The sequence below is a fragment of the Crenobacter caeni genome (assembly GCF_010435965.1).
In the GTDB taxonomy this organism is placed as follows: Bacteria; Pseudomonadota; Gammaproteobacteria; order Burkholderiales; family Chromobacteriaceae; genus Craterilacuibacter; species Craterilacuibacter caeni.
Genome location: NZ_JAAGAA010000005.1, coordinates 146,189 through 159,290, shown reverse-complemented (window position 1 = coordinate 159,290; position 13,102 = coordinate 146,189). Strand labels below are relative to the sequence as shown.

Genomic DNA, 13,102 nt, shown 5'->3' with positions numbered 1-13,102 from the left:
GCGGCCCATGACCACATAATCGCCGGAATGAAAATACTCTCCGACCTGCTCCCCGTCCTCCTCTTTTTCGCCACCTACTGGTTCACCCGCGACATCTTCAGCGCGACGGCCGTCGCCATCGTCGCGACCGCCATCGCCGTGGGCTACGCCTACTTCCGCCACCGCAAGGTCGACACCATGCAATGGGTCAGCCTCGCACTGATCGTGGTGCTCGGCGGCGCGACACTCTTGTTGCACGACAAGCAGTTCATCATGTGGAAGCCGACCCTGCTCTACTGGGCGATGGGCGGCGGCCTGCTGTTGGGCCAGTTCGCCGGCAAGAACGGCATCCGCGCGCTGATGAAGGAACAGGTGACCCTGCCCGACGCGGTATGGACGCGGCTCAACCTCGCGTGGATCGCCTTCTTCGCGTTCATGGGCACGCTCAACCTGTGGGTCGCGTTCAGCTTCAGCGAAGAGACCTGGGTCAATTTCAAGCTGTTCGGCGGCATGGGGCTGATGTTCGGCTTTGTCGTCGCACAGAGCCTCTACCTCACGCGCCATATGGAGAACAAGGAATAATGCTTTACATGATCCACGGCATCGACGTGCCCGGTTCGCTGGAAAACCGCCTCGCGGCGCGTCCGGCACATCTCGCGCGCCTGACCGCCCTGCAGGACGAGGGACGCCTGGTGCTGGCCGGCCCCTGCCCGGCGATCGACGCGGCCGACCCCGGCCCCGCCGGCTTCGCAGGCAGCCTGATCGTCGCCGAATTCGCGTCGCTCGCCGACGCGCAGGCGTGGGCAAGCGCCGACCCGTACGTGGCGGCCGGCGTCTACGCCCGTGTCGAAGTGCAACCGTTCAAACGGGTACTGCCCGCATGAGCGACACCGTCAGCCTGATGCACGAACGGCTCGCCGCGCTGTCGCCGACCCTCGTCGAAATCGACGACGAGAGCGCACGGCACGCCGGCCACGCCGGCGCACGCGACGGCGGCCACTACCGGCTGACCATCGTCAGCAGCGCGTTCGAAACGCTCGGGCGCGTCGCGCGCCACCGTCTGGTGTACGCCACACTCGCCGAGCTGATGCAGGGGCGCATCCACGCGCTGGCGATCAGCGCGCACACGCCCGACGAATCCACACCCCGATAACAAGAAAGCAGGAACACACATGAAGAAAACCACGCTCGCGCTGGCCCTCGCGGCCATGCTGTCCGGCCAGGCCTTTGCCGCTTCGGTCAACGGCCAGGCGATCAGCCCGGAACGCATCCGCGCCGCCGGCGAGATGATGCAGGCGCAAGGGGGACAGGCCGCGCCGCAACAAGTGGTCGACCAGCTGGTCACCGCCGAAGTGCTGCGCCAGGAAGCGCTCAAACGCGGCATCGACAAGCAGCCGGCGGTGCGCGCCCAGCTGGAGAACCTGCAGGCGATGACGCTGGCCGACGCGCTGCTGCGCGACCATGTGAAGCGCAACCCGGTAACCGACGCCAAGCTGCGTGCCGAATACGACGCGTTGAAGGCGCAGATGCCGGCCAAGAAGCAGTTCAAGGCACGCCACATCCTGGTCAAGAGCGAGGCCGAGGCGAACGCGGTGATCGACGCGCTGCGCAAGGGCAAGCCGTTCGCGCAACTGGCGAAGGAAAAGTCGCAGGACCCGGGCAGCGCGCAGCAAGGCGGCGAACTGGGCTGGAGCGCCCCGGACGTGTACGTGAAGCCGTTCGGCGACGCGCTCGCCAAGCTCTCCAAGGGCCAGGTCACCGCGACGCCGGTGAAGACCGACTTCGGCTACCACGTAATCCAGCTCGAGGACGTGAAGGAAGAGTCGCTGCCGCCGCTGGAATCGATCCGCCCGCAACTGACCCAGCGCGTGCAGGGCCAGATGGTCGAGGCGTACATCCAGTCGCTGAAGGCCAAGGCGCAGATCGCCCAGTAAGCGGATCGCACCTCAAGCTAAAACCGCCCCTCGGGGCGGTTTTGTCGTTCAGGCAGGTTCAAGCGCCACCAGGCGCCAGCGTGCGCGGGCCTTTTGGCACTGCGCGCTACCCTCCTCCAGTTGCCGGCACACCGACGGGCGCTGCGCGTAGATCGCGCAGCCTGCACGCTGGCCGACTTCGCCTTGCAGCGCGGCGCACCGCGGCGCGTCCGACCAGGTACCGGCCATGCAGCGCCGCCAAGGGTCGAGCGGCTCGGTCAGTGCGGCCGGCACCGTGCCGCCACCGTCGTCGGCTTCCGCCCAGTAAAAGGACACCCGGAAACTGGCGCAGCACGCGCCACAAGTCATGCACAGCGACATCGTTCAAAAGCAAAAACGAAACCGCCGCATATTCTATAAAAATGCCATGCCAATACAAGTGGTATGCAATAGGGGTTTTTCAGCCGGGCAAGTTTGACAACCGGCTAGTCGGCACCCATACCGTGTAGGTCAACCACCAGGAGAAGACCATGCGCGCCCTCGTCCCCGCCCTGATCGCCGCCGCCCTTGCCGGCGCCGTGCACGCCGCCCCGACCATGCAGCCCGGCCTGTGGCAGATCACCACCGAAGTGACCATGCCGGGCCACCCCGGCCCCATCCCGCCGATGCGCGTCGAGCAGTGCTTCACCGCCGAGCAACTCGCCAAGACCGAGCACCCGCTGCCGCAGATGCAAGGCTGCACGCTCGACGACAGCCGCCGTGACGGCGACATCACCCGCTGGCGCATGCATTGCGACAACAAGCAGGGCCGCATGAGCGCGCAAGGCGAAATCCGCTACGGGCCGGATTCCTACAGCGGCGGCGCGAGCTTCACCCAGACGGTCGACGGCAAGCCGATGACGCTGACCCACCGCTACCAGGCCAAACGCGTCGGCACCTGCCCGAAGCCCTGAGGAGGCATGATGAAAAAAGCAAAAGCGCTCTTCGCCTGCGCGGCCATGCTCGCGGCGCTCACCGCCAACGCGGGGCCGGCGGCGCCGGGCGGGCAAGCCATGCCCATGATGAACAGCGCCATGATGGACGGCATGATGGGCAACGCCCCGGCGCCGCTAGCCGGGCGCGACCTCTCGGCGGGTGCGCGGCTCGCCGGCGAGTACTGCGGCCAGTGCCACCGCGCGCCGCTGCCGGGGCGCGAACCGCCCCTGGCGTGGCCGGGCATTCTCAAGCACATGCAGGCTTACATGCAAAAGGCCGGCGGCCAGATCCGCCAACCGACCGCGGCCGACATCAGCCAGATCGCCGCCTACCTCGAAGGACACCCCTGGCAATAAGACGGTCCGGGCTGAAGAGTCGCTGGCGGTGCGCGATATGCAGCACCGTCAGCGCGACCGCCAGCCAGATCGGGCCGTAGGTCAAGAGGCGCGCCGGCGACATCGGCTCGCCCATCACCGTGATCGCCAGCATGAAGAGCAGCACCGGCTCGACGTAACCCAGAATCCCCATCATCCCCAGCGGCAACAGCCGGCTCGACGCGAGGTAGCACAATAGCGCGACGGTACTGATCAGCCCCAGCCCCGGCAGCAGCAGCCAGAAGCGGCCGTGCTCGAGTACGGCGATGCTCGCCGGGCCTTCCAGCCTCAGCATCCACAGGGCAAACGGCAACAGCAGCAGCATCTCGAGCGTGAAGCCGGTCAAGGGCTCGAGCTTCACCCAGCGGCGCAGCACGAAATAAGGCGGGTAGCCCAGCGCGACCACCAGCGTCGGCCACGAGAGCGCCCGAGTCAGCCACAATTCGTGCAGTACGCCCGCGAGCGCGCAGGCGACCGCCAGCCACTGCATGCGGTACAGGTGCTCGCGGTAGAGCACGCGGCCGAACAGCACCATGGTCAGCGGCAGCAGGAAGTAGCCCATCGCCACCGACATCGCCTCGCCGTTGACCGGTGCCCACATGAACAGCCATTGCTGCACGCCGAACAGCGCGGCGAGCGCAGGCAGCGCCCACCACAGGTGCGGCTCGCTGCAAAAACGCGCGAGCAGCGCCGAAAACGCCGGCCACTGCCGGCGAACGTGCAAAAGCAGCAAGGCACCGGGCACGGTGAACACCACGCGCCACGCGAAGATGGAAAGGCCGGAGAGCGGTGCGAGCAGCAGGGTGTAGCCCGAGAGCACCGCGAACAGCACCGAGGCCGATACGGAGAGCGCGATCCCCGCCAGGGGAACGCCGGAAGTCTGATTCATCGTGTATCAGGTGGAAACGCGTGGCCTTTGGCCACGCAGGTAGAAACGGTAGTAGCCGACCAGGTTGCCGGCGAGGAACAGCACCTCCATCAGCACCGCCATCGGCGAGCCGATCGCCGCGTTATGCGCGATCCAGATCAGCGTGCTGGCCATGATCAGCACGCGCATGCGCTTGTCGGAGCGGCTGAACATCGCGAAGTTGGGCAATAGCGCGGCAGCGCCGCCCAACAGGCTCAAGGGACCGGCCCAGGTGACGGCGACCGCAAGGAGCGTTAACGCGACAAACCCCCACATCAGGCGACGCGACGGCCCGCGCAGGCTGACCAGGTTGCGCGTGGCGGCGAGCACCATCATCAGCAGCGCCGTCCAGTGTCCGAGCAGGCCGAAGTGCGCGCCGATCAGCACGTTGGCGCAGACAAGGCAGTACACCACGTGGCGGCGCAAGCGGAACTGGAAAGTCATCGCGTCGAAGCACATGGCCAGCGCGATGCACAGCTGCGACAACAGGAACGGGGTCATGGCGGCGGAAAAACAGGGCAAATGCTTGCGATCTTAGCACCACCACCGCCATGCCGCACGCATGGCGCGCAGGTTCAGGCGTCGACGCGCAGGTCGGTGCCGTCTTCCGTCGCCACGGCAACATAGGACAACTGCCCTGGCAGCGGGTAGGCACACTCGCCGCGGGTCAGGCCCGCGAGCACCGGCGCCACGATCAGCGCGTCGATCGCAGAAGCGTCGGAGAGCGCCGCCAGCGGCAGCGTGTACAGCCATTCGTCGCCGTACGGCGACTCGGACTCCTCCCAGCGCACACGGCCGCCCTCGATCGCCGCCCACGGCTGCCATGCCGTCGCCGGGAAGCCGATGTACGCGTCGTACTCGAAGCTGAACTCGCACGCCCAGTGCGCGACGTGCACGACGGCTTCGCCCACCGGGTCGCCGCCGGCCGTCAGCGGCAAGCCGTTGCCGGCGACGCTCACCTGAACATTGATCCACGCGACTTCGACGTCGCGGCGGTTTTCACGCGCCATCAGGGGCACGCTCAGCGCGAGCGCGACCTGCTCGCCGCCGATTTTCTGCACTTCGTAGAGGAGCTTGCCGGTCTTCAGCCCCTTTTGCGCGCCGATGGCCGCCGGCAGCCGCTCGCGCAGCGCGTCCGAGAGCGCGCAAGCCGCGCGCCACGCTTGCCGTTGACCGGCCGTTTGTTCACTCATGAGGGTTCCCGCGTTTCAAGGACAGGCCGGCATGATAAGGCAAACGCCCCCGCACTGTCCGCTCCGGACCATGCGGCAAGCGTCCGCCCTGCCCGCCGCGCATAAAATATAACTAAATAGACTAATAACCCGTAAAGTCCACCGCTCTTATTTATAATGAAGCCTCAACAACTCCCGAGGCAAAGACAATGGACATTCGTGACAGCAACGGCAACCTGCTGCAAAGCGGCGACACGGTAACGGTGATCAAGGACCTGAAGGTCAAGGGTTCGTCGGCAGTGATCAAGCGCGGCACCGTGTTCAAGAACATCCGCGTCAGCGAGGACGACGACGAGCATGTCGAGTGCCGCAACGACAAGATCAAGGGCCTGATGCTGAAGACCTGCTTCCTGAAGAAGGGGTAAGCCCCCCCGGCGGCGAACGCCGCCGGGGCCGCAGCGCTTAACGCTCGTGCAGCTTGAACTCGCCGATCAGTTTTTGCAGCACCTTCGCCTGCACGCGCACCTGGTCGGCCTCGTGCTTGGCCTGATGCACGGTCTGCGTGTTCGATTCGATCAGCTGGCTGATCCGCTGCATGCTCTGCGCGACATCCTCGCTGGCCACGCCCTGCTGGCTGGCTGCCGCCGAAATCTGCTCGGCCATCTGCGTCACCTGCTCGGACGCGCTGGTCACCCCGGCCAGCTCGCCCACGCTCGTGCGCAGGCCGCCGATGCCGGCATTGACCTCGCGCACCGCCTCCTCCATCGCCGCGACCGCTTCCTGCGTCACCTGCTCGATCTCCTTGACGGTATGCCCGATCTCGCCGGTCGAGGTGGTGGTGCGCTCGGCAAGCTTCCTCACTTCGTCGGCGACCACCGCAAAGCCGCGCCCCTGCTCGCCCGCGCGCGCCGCCTCGATCGCGGCATTAAGCGCGAGCAGGTTGGTCTGGCTGGCGATCTCGGCGATCACCTGCGTCATGTCGCCGATGCGCTCGATCGACTGGTTCAGACGCTCGATGGTGCGGCTGGACGCATCCACCGCGACCACCACGCGCTCGGTCGCGGCCATCCCCTGACCGATGCTCTCGCGGGTCTGCCGCACCTGGTCGAGTGTACGCTGCGCCGCTGCGGCCGCGTCGCCCGCGTGGTGCGCGACCTCCTGCACCGACTGCGTGAATTCTTCGGTCACCGCCGCGACCGCGACGGCGTCGCCCTGCTGCTGGCTTGACTGCGTGACCACCTCGTCGGTACGCGTGTCCAGCAAGGCGCAGCGCGCGTTGATCTGGCGGGCACTGGCGTTGATTTCGTCGAGCATCGCCTTGAGCGTCGCCTGCATCACCGCGAGGTTCGCCAGCAGCACGCCGGTTTCGTTGCGGCCGTCGATCTCGATGCGGTCGGTCAGCTTGCCTTCGGCGATGCGGTCGAAGAAGCCCATCACCCGGCGGATCGGTACGACAATCGAGCGCGCCAGCAAGAGGCCCGAGATCAGCGCGACCAGCACCGCACCCAATAGTGCGCCCAGCTGCAGCCAAAGCGCGGTGGCGTTCGCGGCAGCTGCCTCCCCGTAGCGTCCGTTCGCATGGTGGCTGAAGGTATCGATCAGCGCCTGTCCGTCCTTTTGCATCTGCGCGTACAGCGGGTTGACGCTCTGCAGCAGCACCTTGTTCGCCTCGGCGAACTGGCCGGCCTTGACCAGATCGCGCATCACGCTGATGCCCTCCTTGGAGAAGCGCTCGCGCGTCGTCGCGAAAGCCTCCAGCATGCGCAACTCGTCACCCGACAACTTCAGCTCGCCCAGTTGCTTGAGCGTCTCGTTGATCTTGGCGCGGTTGGCCAGCGTGGCTTCCACATGCATGCCGACCTCGTGCTCGTGCAGGGGCGCGGCGGCCGAAGCCGGGTCGTGCTGCAACGCAAGCATCATCTGCGAGCGATTGTCGGAGAGCAGGAACATCACCCGGCTTACCTGCATCGCCGGGAGCATTTCCTGCTCGTACAACCCAGCCATTTCGCGCTGGTTGCGCTCGAGGGTAAAAATGCCCTGCATGGCGGCTCCCGCACAGACCAGCAGTACCACCCCCATCGCGCCCCACACCCGCGCCTTCAAGCCCAGGTCGGACCAGAAGCGTTTCTGCCTGGGCAAGGGCCGCTTCGGCTCGGCGCGCAGCCGCGCGTAGGCGGTTTCGGCGTCGGCCACCGCCGCTTCGGCCGGCGGCGTGCGCACCGACATGTAGCCGGTCACCTGCCCGTCACGCTTGACCGGGACGACGAAGGCCTCGACCCAGTAATAGTCACCGTTCTTGCAGCGGTTCTTGACGAGGCCGCGCCATGGATGCCCCGTTTTCACCGTCGCCCACAAATCGGTAAACGCCTGCGGCGGCATGTCCGGGTGGCGGACGATGTTGTGGCTCTTGCCGATCAGCTCGTCCCGGGTAAAGCCGCTGACCTCGACAAAGGCGTCGTTGGCGTAGGTGATGACGCCTTTAAGGTCGGTCTTGGAGACCAGATAACACTCTGCAGGAAACGGCACCCGGTTCTGGGTGACAGGCTGGTTGATTTTCACAGGCGACCCCTATCTATCTTGCGTTGCAGCAAACCCTGATTATTTAAAGGGGATTATATAGATAGCCGCCGAAGCGAGCCGGGCAAATACATTAATATTTGCCTGTAATCAATTCCAGAAGGCATTAGCCCAACAGCGGGGCAAGCCCCTGCTGCCACGCGGCGAGCTTTTCGGCGAAGGGGCGAGCGTGCGCGGGGCTGGTCGACGGCAGCGCGATGCAGGGAATCGTCTGGGCCAGCTGCCGCCGGGCACGCGCGTACGCGGCCGCGCCGTTGCACGCGACCGCGACGAGCGCCGGCAGGCGCACGCACAGCGCGGCAAGATCGTTGGCCTCGACGTCGCGCAAGGCCGCGTCCAGGCTGCCCGACCGCCTGGCGCTGCCGACCACGTCCCACAGGCCGACCCCGTGCGCGAGCAAACACGCCAGACGCTCGGCATAAGGGCGGGCCGCAAGGTCGGGGCTGGCTGTCAGCGCGGCCATGACCGGCCAGAACGCGTTGCGCGGGTGTGCGTAATACTCGGCGGCAGAGAGCGACGCGTCGCCCGGCAAGGAGCCCACCACCAGCACGCGGGTATGCGCGTCGACGACCGGCTCGAAACAGTGCTTGCGCATTCAGAACAGCGACCCCTGCGCCGCATCCAGCAGGCGGCGCACCGGCGCGAAACTCTTGCGGTGCTCGGGCAAGACCCCCAGCCGCTCGATCGCCGCCAGGTGCTCGGGCGTCGGGTAGCCCTTGTGGCGGGCGAAACCGTAGCCGGGGTGACGCGCATCCAGTGCCAGCAACTGCGCGTCGCGCACCGTCTTGGCGAGGATGGACGCCGCCGAGATTGCAGGCTCCAGCGCGTCGCCCTTGACGATGGCGCGCGCGGGCACCAAGAGGCCCTTGGGCACGCGGTTGCCGTCGATCAGCACTTCGCCGGGCGTGACGCTCAGGCCCTCGACGGTGCGCCGCATCGCCAGCATGGTCGCCTGCAGGATGTTCAGCGTGTCGATCTCGGCGGCGCTCGCCTCGGCGACGCACCAGGCGAGCGCGCGCTCGCGGATCAGGGGCGCCAACGCGTCGCGCTTCGCCTCGGACAGCTTCTTGGAGTCGGCGAGCCCCGCGATCGGCCGCGCGGGGTCGAGGATGACCGCGGCGGCGACCACGCTGCCGGCCAGCGGCCCCCTGCCCGCCTCGTCCACACCGGCGATCAGGATGGCGCTCATCGGGCGACCTCCAGCACCGCGCCGGCGGCAAGCTGGTCGGTGTCGGCGAGCAGGCTCTGGTGCAAGGCGGTGAACTCGGCGTTGAGCTCGGCCTGGTAGGCCTTGTCGTGCCAGATCCGCGACACTTCGGCGGCGAGCTTCTCGGGCGTCGCGTCGTGCTGCAGCAGCTCCGGTACCAGCGAGCGGCCGGCGAGGATGTTGGGCAGCCCGACCCACGGCAGGCGGATCTTGCGCTTGACGATGCGGTAGGTCAGCGCAGAGAGCTTGTACGCGATCACCATCGGCCGCTTGGTCAGCGCGACTTCCAGCGTCGCCGTGCCGCTGGTGACCAGCACCACGTCGCTCGCGATCATCGCCATCTGCGCGTGGCCGATCAGCTTCCTGATCGGCAAGTCGTGCGCCTTGCAGCGCGAGACGATCTCGTCAAAGCGCGCCATCGTCGCGCGGGTGGCCAGCGGCACCAGGAAGGTCGCGTCGGGAAACTCGGCCAGCAGTAGTCGTGCGGCGGCAAGGTAGGGCGGCGCCATGTAGTCGAGCTCGGACACCCGCGAGCCCGGCAACAGCGCGAACACCGGCGCCTCCCGCGGCAAGCCCAGTTGCTCGCGCATCGCGCGCGCGTCGGGCACCATCGGCACCTCGTGCGCGAGCGGATGGCCGACGAAGGTCACCGGCACGCCGTACTTCTCGTAAAGCGGCGGCTCCATCGGGAACAGGCACAGCATGCGCGATACCGACTCGCCGATGCGCGCGACGCGCTCGGGCCGCCACGCCCACACCGACGGGCTCACGTAGTGGACGGTCGGGATGCCGGCTGCCTTGAGCTTTTTTTCAAGCCCCAGGTTGAAGTCCGGCGCGTCGATGCCGACGAACACCTGCGGGCGCTCGGCGATCAGCGTCCTTTTCAGGCGGCGGCGGATGCCCAGCAGTTCGGGCAGGCGGCGCAGCACCTCGAGGTAGCCGCGCACCGCGAGGCGCTCCTGCGGCACCTGCGTCTTCAGGCCGCGCGCGACCATGCGCGGCCCGCCGATGCCGGCGAACTCGGCGTGCGGGTGCCGCGCGCGGATCGCGTCGATCAGGTGCGCGCCCAGCACGTCGCCGGACGCCTCGCCCGCGACCATCGCGACCTTCAGCGCGCCCGCTTTCTCAAAGAGCGGCATCGTCAGCGGATGATCCCGCGCGCCGATTGCGCGAAGAAGCGGTCGAACGCGGCAAGTTCCGGCTGGGCCGCCGTCAATGCGCCGATCTCGGCCTTGGCCTCGTCCAGCGTCAGGCCCTTGCGGTACAGTGCCTTGTACGCGTTCTTCACCGCACGGATCGCCTCGGGCGAGAAGCCGCGGCGCTTGAGGCCTTCGCTGTTGATGCCCGCAGGCTCGGCGCGGTTGCCGGCTGCCATCACGAACGGCGGCACGTCCTGCGTCACGGCGCTGGCGAACGCGGTCATCGCGTGCTCGCCGATCACGGTGAACTGGTGCACGCTGGTGAAGCCACCCAGGATCACCCAGTCGCCGACGTGCACATGGCCCGCCAGCGTGGTGTTGTTGGCGAAGATGGTCTTGTTGCCGACCTGACAGTCGTGCGCGAGGTGCACGTAGGCCATGATCCAGTTGTCGTCGCCGACGCGGGTGACGCCGATGTCCTGCGCGGTGCCCAGGTTGAAGGTGCAGAATTCGCGGATGGTGTTGTTGTCACCGATCTCGAGGCGGGTCGGCTCGCCCGCGTACTTCTTGTCCTGCGGGGCGGCACCCAGCGAGCAGAACTGGAAGATGCGGTTGCCGCGGCCGATGCGGGTATGCCCCTCGATCACCACGTGCGGGCCGACCCAGCTGCCGGCGCCGATCTCGACGTCCGGGCCGATGATCGAGTACGCGCCGATCTCGACGTCGTCGGCGATCTTGGCGCGCGCGTCGACGATCGCTGTCGGGTGGATGGCCATGCTTACACCTCCCGCTTCGCGCACATGATCTCGGCCTCGCACGCGACCTGGCCGTCGACCAGCGCGCGCGCGCTGTACTTGGCGATGCCGCGCTTGGCCTGCAGCTGCTCGACCTCGAACACGAGCTGGTCGCCCGGCACCACCTGGCGCTTGAAGCGCGCGTTGTCGATGCCGACGAAGAAATACAGCTCGTTTTCGGCGCGGCCGCCCGCGCTCTTGATCGACAGGATGCCGGCCGCCTGCGCCAGCGCCTCGATGATCAAGACGCCCGGCATCACCGGGTAGTCGGCGAAATGGCCGACGAAGAACGGCTCGTTGATGGTCACGTTCTTGATCGCGCGGATGCGGGTGTTCGCCTCGAAGTCGACCACGCGGTCGACCAGCAAGAAGGGGTAGCGGTGCGGCAGGTGGCGCATGATCTCGCGCACGTCGATGGTCACGGCTTCGTTCATTGTTCTTTTCCTTGTTGCGATGTAGTGGGGGCCGGCTCGGCAGCCAGACGCTTCTCGAGCGACTTGATGCGGCTGGCGAGCGCGTCCAGGTGGCGCAGGTGGACGGCGTTGGCCATCCACTCTTTGGCGGTCGACATCGGGTAGCTCGACGCGTAGTTGTCGGGTTTCTTGATCGACTTGGAAACCAGCGTGCCGCCGCCGATATGGGTGCCGTCGGCAATCTCGATATGGCCGACCATCATCACCGCGCCGCCCAGCGTGCAGCGCGCGCCGACGCGGGTCGACCCGGCGATGCCGGTGCAGCCGGCGATCGCGGTGTGTTCGCCGATCTCGCAGTTGTGCGCGATCTGCACCAGGTTGTCGATCTTGGCGCCGCGGCGGATCACGGTATCGGCGAGCGCGCCGCGGTCGATGGTGGTGTTGGCGCCGATTTCGACGTCGTCCTCGATCACCACGCGGCCGGTCTGCGGGATCTTGAACCAGTGGTCCTTGTCCCAGGCGAGACCGAAGCCGTCGGCGCCGATCACGGAACCCGAGTGGATGCCGACGCGACAGCCGATCACGCAGCCATGGTAGACCGTCACGTTGGCGTAGAGCGTGGTGTCGTCGCCGATGCTCACGCCGTCGCCGACGACGGCACCGGGCAGGAGGCGGCAGCGCTCGCCGATGACGGCACGCGCCCCGATCACCACATTGGCGCCGATCTCGGCGGACGCCGCGATGCAAGCCGTCTCGTCGACCACCGCACTCGGGTGAACACCGCCCTGCGCCTCGGGCGCCGGGTTCAGCAAGGCGGCGACGCGCGCAAAGTACAGGTAGGGGTTGGCGGCCACGATCAGGCTGCGCCCAGCCCGCGCGGCGGCCTCTTGCATGTCCTCGCGCACGATCACGCACGAGGCGTCCGACGCGTCGAGGTCCTTGCGGTACTTGGGGTTGGCGAGAAAGGTAATTTCGCCTGCGCCGGCGCCTGCGAGCGGCGCGAGGCGTGCGACCTCGCGGTCGTCCCCCATGAGTTCGCCGCCCAGGGCGGCGATGATTTCGGTCAGTTTCATCTTGCGCAACAAAGCCGACTTGCGTCGGCTCTCGCTGTTAAGCCCGCCAATGGCGGGCTGTGGTCACGAATAAAGGCCGCTCATAAAGGCCGCTCAGCGTTCGAGTTCCTTGAGCACCCTGGGCGTGATGTCGAGCTTGGGGTTCACGTAGACCGCGTCCTGCAGGATCAGGTCGTACTGCTCGCGCTCGGCGATCTGGCGCACGATGCGGTTGGCCCGCTCCTGCACAGACGCGAACTCCTCGTTGCGGCGCTGGTTCAAATCGTCGCGGAATTCGCGCAGCTTGGCCTGGTACTCGCGCTCGAGCGCGGAGAGCTCGCGCTCCTGCGCGCGCCGTGTCGCCTCGTCCGCCTTCTTGCCAAGCTGCGCCTGCAGGGCCTTCGCACGCTCCGCCATCCGCTTGAGCTCGGTCTCGCGTGGCGCGAATTCGCGCTCGAGCTTCTTCTGCGCGGCCTGCGCCGGCGCCGATTCGCTGTAGATGCGCTCGATCTTCACGTAGCCGAACTTGAACTCGGCCGCCAGTGCCGGCATCGCCGCGCCCAGCGCGGCCATGAGCAGCAGCACATGCTTTTTCATCTG

19 protein-coding genes are annotated in these 13,102 nt (G+C 67.1%); 7 read left to right on the top strand and 12 right to left on the bottom strand.

Annotated features, from left to right (window positions below):
- The first annotated feature begins 27 nt into the window (after positions 1 to 27).
- From GZH52_RS07485 to GZH52_RS07470, 4 genes are read left to right on the top strand one after another with little or no spacing between them, the layout of a single operon-like run.
- Positions 28 to 561: a septation protein A gene (locus GZH52_RS07485; RefSeq protein WP_163315859.1), complete on the top strand. Its 534-nt coding sequence runs from the start codon at positions 28 to 30 to the stop codon at positions 559 to 561.
- A complete protein-coding gene (locus GZH52_RS07480) occupies positions 561 to 863 on the top strand; it encodes a YciI family protein (RefSeq protein ID WP_163315858.1) in 303 nt (100 codons plus the stop codon). The genes GZH52_RS07485 and GZH52_RS07480 overlap by 1 nt, the downstream gene beginning before the upstream one ends.
- Complete coding sequence (locus GZH52_RS07475) at positions 860 to 1,132, top strand: BolA family protein (RefSeq protein WP_163315857.1); 273 nt, start codon at positions 860 to 862, stop codon at positions 1,130 to 1,132. The genes GZH52_RS07480 and GZH52_RS07475 overlap by 4 nt, the downstream gene beginning before the upstream one ends.
- Positions 1,133 to 1,151: 19 nt before the next feature.
- Complete coding sequence (locus GZH52_RS07470) at positions 1,152 to 1,913, top strand: peptidylprolyl isomerase (protein ID WP_163315856.1); 762 nt, start codon at positions 1,152 to 1,154, stop codon at positions 1,911 to 1,913.
- A gap of 48 nt (positions 1,914 to 1,961) precedes the next feature.
- Here GZH52_RS07470 and GZH52_RS07465 read toward each other — a convergent pair whose 3' ends face one another.
- On the bottom strand, positions 1,962 to 2,261 hold the full coding sequence (locus GZH52_RS07465) for a YkgJ family cysteine cluster protein (protein ID WP_239058050.1): 300 nt from the start codon (positions 2,259 to 2,261) through the stop codon (positions 1,962 to 1,964).
- A gap of 161 nt (positions 2,262 to 2,422) precedes the next feature.
- Between GZH52_RS07465 and GZH52_RS07460 the strand changes: the two genes are divergently transcribed.
- Positions 2,423 to 2,845, top strand: coding sequence for a DUF3617 domain-containing protein (locus GZH52_RS07460; RefSeq protein ID WP_163315854.1), 423 nt, complete (start codon positions 2,423 to 2,425; stop codon positions 2,843 to 2,845).
- 9 nt (positions 2,846 to 2,854) lie between these two features.
- Positions 2,855 to 3,223: a hypothetical protein gene (locus GZH52_RS07455; RefSeq protein ID WP_163315853.1), complete on the top strand. Its 369-nt coding sequence runs from the start codon at positions 2,855 to 2,857 to the stop codon at positions 3,221 to 3,223.
- Here GZH52_RS07455 and rarD read toward each other — a convergent pair.
- From rarD to GZH52_RS07440, 3 genes are all read right to left on the bottom strand, one after another.
- Complete coding sequence (gene rarD / locus GZH52_RS07450) at positions 3,180 to 4,130, bottom strand: EamA family transporter RarD (RefSeq protein WP_163315852.1); 951 nt, start codon at positions 4,128 to 4,130, stop codon at positions 3,180 to 3,182. The two genes, GZH52_RS07455 and rarD, sit on opposite strands and share 44 nt — an antisense overlap.
- Before the next feature lie 6 nt (positions 4,131 to 4,136).
- Positions 4,137 to 4,649 (bottom strand): YgjV family protein, encoded by a 513-nt coding sequence (locus GZH52_RS07445; RefSeq protein ID WP_163315851.1) that lies wholly within the window; start codon positions 4,647 to 4,649, stop codon positions 4,137 to 4,139.
- A 74-nt stretch (positions 4,650 to 4,723) separates the two neighbouring features.
- On the bottom strand, positions 4,724 to 5,341 hold the full coding sequence (locus GZH52_RS07440) for a hypothetical protein (RefSeq protein WP_163315850.1): 618 nt from the start codon (positions 5,339 to 5,341) through the stop codon (positions 4,724 to 4,726).
- Between the two features lie 188 nt (positions 5,342 to 5,529).
- On the opposite strand from GZH52_RS07440, the gene GZH52_RS07435 reads away from it, so the two are divergent.
- On the top strand, positions 5,530 to 5,745 hold the full coding sequence (locus GZH52_RS07435; protein WP_136553094.1) for an alkylphosphonate utilization protein: 216 nt from the start codon (positions 5,530 to 5,532) through the stop codon (positions 5,743 to 5,745).
- A 37-nt stretch (positions 5,746 to 5,782) separates the two neighbouring features.
- Here the strand turns inward: GZH52_RS07435 and GZH52_RS07430 are convergent, their stop codons facing one another.
- The 8 genes from GZH52_RS07430 to GZH52_RS07395 all read right to left on the bottom strand — a co-directional run bounded on the left by GZH52_RS07430 (position 5,783) and on the right by GZH52_RS07395 (position 13,099).
- Positions 5,783 to 7,879, bottom strand: a complete 2,097-nt coding sequence (locus GZH52_RS07430) for a methyl-accepting chemotaxis protein (protein WP_163315849.1) — start codon at positions 7,877 to 7,879, stop codon at positions 5,783 to 5,785.
- Positions 7,880 to 8,003: 124 nt separating this feature from the next.
- The gene (locus GZH52_RS07425) at positions 8,004 to 8,492 is read right to left on the bottom strand and encodes a DNA-deoxyinosine glycosylase (protein ID WP_163315848.1); all 489 of its coding nucleotides are present in this window, start codon (positions 8,490 to 8,492) and stop codon (positions 8,004 to 8,006) included.
- Positions 8,493 to 9,086 carry a ribonuclease HII gene (gene rnhB / locus GZH52_RS07420; RefSeq protein ID WP_203525667.1) on the bottom strand — a complete coding sequence of 198 codons (594 nt, stop codon included), beginning with the start codon at positions 9,084 to 9,086 and terminating at the stop codon, positions 8,493 to 8,495.
- The gene (gene lpxB / locus GZH52_RS07415) at positions 9,083 to 10,243 is read right to left on the bottom strand and encodes a lipid-A-disaccharide synthase (protein WP_203525666.1); all 1,161 of its coding nucleotides are present in this window, start codon (positions 10,241 to 10,243) and stop codon (positions 9,083 to 9,085) included. The genes rnhB and lpxB overlap by 4 nt, the downstream gene beginning before the upstream one ends.
- A 2-nt stretch (positions 10,244 to 10,245) precedes the next feature.
- Positions 10,246 to 11,019 carry an acyl-ACP--UDP-N-acetylglucosamine O-acyltransferase gene (lpxA, locus tag GZH52_RS07410; RefSeq protein ID WP_163315847.1) on the bottom strand — a complete coding sequence of 258 codons (774 nt, stop codon included), beginning with the start codon at positions 11,017 to 11,019 and terminating at the stop codon, positions 10,246 to 10,248.
- Between the two features lie 2 nt (positions 11,020 to 11,021).
- Entirely contained in the window at positions 11,022 to 11,471 is a 450-nt protein-coding gene (gene fabZ / locus GZH52_RS07405) for a 3-hydroxyacyl-ACP dehydratase FabZ (RefSeq protein WP_163315846.1), read from the bottom strand.
- Positions 11,468 to 12,523 (bottom strand): UDP-3-O-(3-hydroxymyristoyl)glucosamine N-acyltransferase, encoded by a 1,056-nt coding sequence (gene lpxD, locus GZH52_RS07400; protein WP_163315845.1) that lies wholly within the window; start codon positions 12,521 to 12,523, stop codon positions 11,468 to 11,470. The genes fabZ and lpxD overlap by 4 nt, the downstream gene beginning before the upstream one ends.
- A 93-nt stretch (positions 12,524 to 12,616) precedes the next feature.
- Positions 12,617 to 13,099: an OmpH/Skp family outer membrane protein gene (locus tag GZH52_RS07395; protein WP_163315844.1), complete on the bottom strand. Its 483-nt coding sequence runs from the start codon at positions 13,097 to 13,099 to the stop codon at positions 12,617 to 12,619.
- Positions 13,100 to 13,102: the final 3 nt, after the last annotated feature.

Excerpts from the sequence above, each read along its gene's own strand:
- GZH52_RS07440 (WP_163315850.1), bottom strand. The coding sequence starts at position 5,341 with ATGAGTGAACAAACGGCCGGTCAACGGCAAGCGTGGCGCGCGGCTTGC.
- GZH52_RS07445 (WP_163315851.1), bottom strand. The coding sequence starts at position 4,649 with ATGACCCCGTTCCTGTTGTCGCAGCTGTGCATCGCGCTGGCCATGTGC.
- rarD (WP_163315852.1), bottom strand. The coding sequence starts at position 4,130 with ATGAATCAGACTTCCGGCGTTCCCCTGGCGGGGATCGCGCTCTCCGTA.
- GZH52_RS07480 (WP_163315858.1), top strand. The coding sequence starts at position 561 with ATGCTTTACATGATCCACGGCATCGACGTGCCCGGTTCGCTGGAAAAC.
- GZH52_RS07425 (WP_163315848.1), bottom strand. The coding sequence starts at position 8,492 with ATGCGCAAGCACTGTTTCGAGCCGGTCGTCGACGCGCATACCCGCGTG.
- GZH52_RS07470 (WP_163315856.1), top strand. The coding sequence starts at position 1,152 with ATGAAGAAAACCACGCTCGCGCTGGCCCTCGCGGCCATGCTGTCCGGC.
- GZH52_RS07485 (WP_163315859.1), top strand. The coding sequence starts at position 28 with ATGAAAATACTCTCCGACCTGCTCCCCGTCCTCCTCTTTTTCGCCACC.
- rnhB (WP_203525667.1), bottom strand. The coding sequence starts at position 9,086 with ATGAGCGCCATCCTGATCGCCGGTGTGGACGAGGCGGGCAGGGGGCCG.
- GZH52_RS07435 (WP_136553094.1), top strand. The coding sequence starts at position 5,530 with ATGGACATTCGTGACAGCAACGGCAACCTGCTGCAAAGCGGCGACACG.
- GZH52_RS07475 (WP_163315857.1), top strand. The coding sequence starts at position 860 with ATGAGCGACACCGTCAGCCTGATGCACGAACGGCTCGCCGCGCTGTCG.
- GZH52_RS07460 (WP_163315854.1), top strand. The coding sequence starts at position 2,423 with ATGCGCGCCCTCGTCCCCGCCCTGATCGCCGCCGCCCTTGCCGGCGCC.
- GZH52_RS07395 (WP_163315844.1), bottom strand. The coding sequence starts at position 13,099 with ATGAAAAAGCATGTGCTGCTGCTCATGGCCGCGCTGGGCGCGGCGATG.
- lpxD (WP_163315845.1), bottom strand. The coding sequence starts at position 12,523 with ATGAAACTGACCGAAATCATCGCCGCCCTGGGCGGCGAACTCATGGGG.
- GZH52_RS07455 (WP_163315853.1), top strand. The coding sequence starts at position 2,855 with ATGAAAAAAGCAAAAGCGCTCTTCGCCTGCGCGGCCATGCTCGCGGCG.
- GZH52_RS07465 (WP_239058050.1), bottom strand. The coding sequence starts at position 2,261 with ATGACTTGTGGCGCGTGCTGCGCCAGTTTCCGGGTGTCCTTTTACTGG.
- lpxB (WP_203525666.1), bottom strand. The coding sequence starts at position 10,243 with ATGCCGCTCTTTGAGAAAGCGGGCGCGCTGAAGGTCGCGATGGTCGCG.
- fabZ (WP_163315846.1), bottom strand. The coding sequence starts at position 11,471 with ATGAACGAAGCCGTGACCATCGACGTGCGCGAGATCATGCGCCACCTG.
- lpxA (WP_163315847.1), bottom strand. The coding sequence starts at position 11,019 with ATGGCCATCCACCCGACAGCGATCGTCGACGCGCGCGCCAAGATCGCC.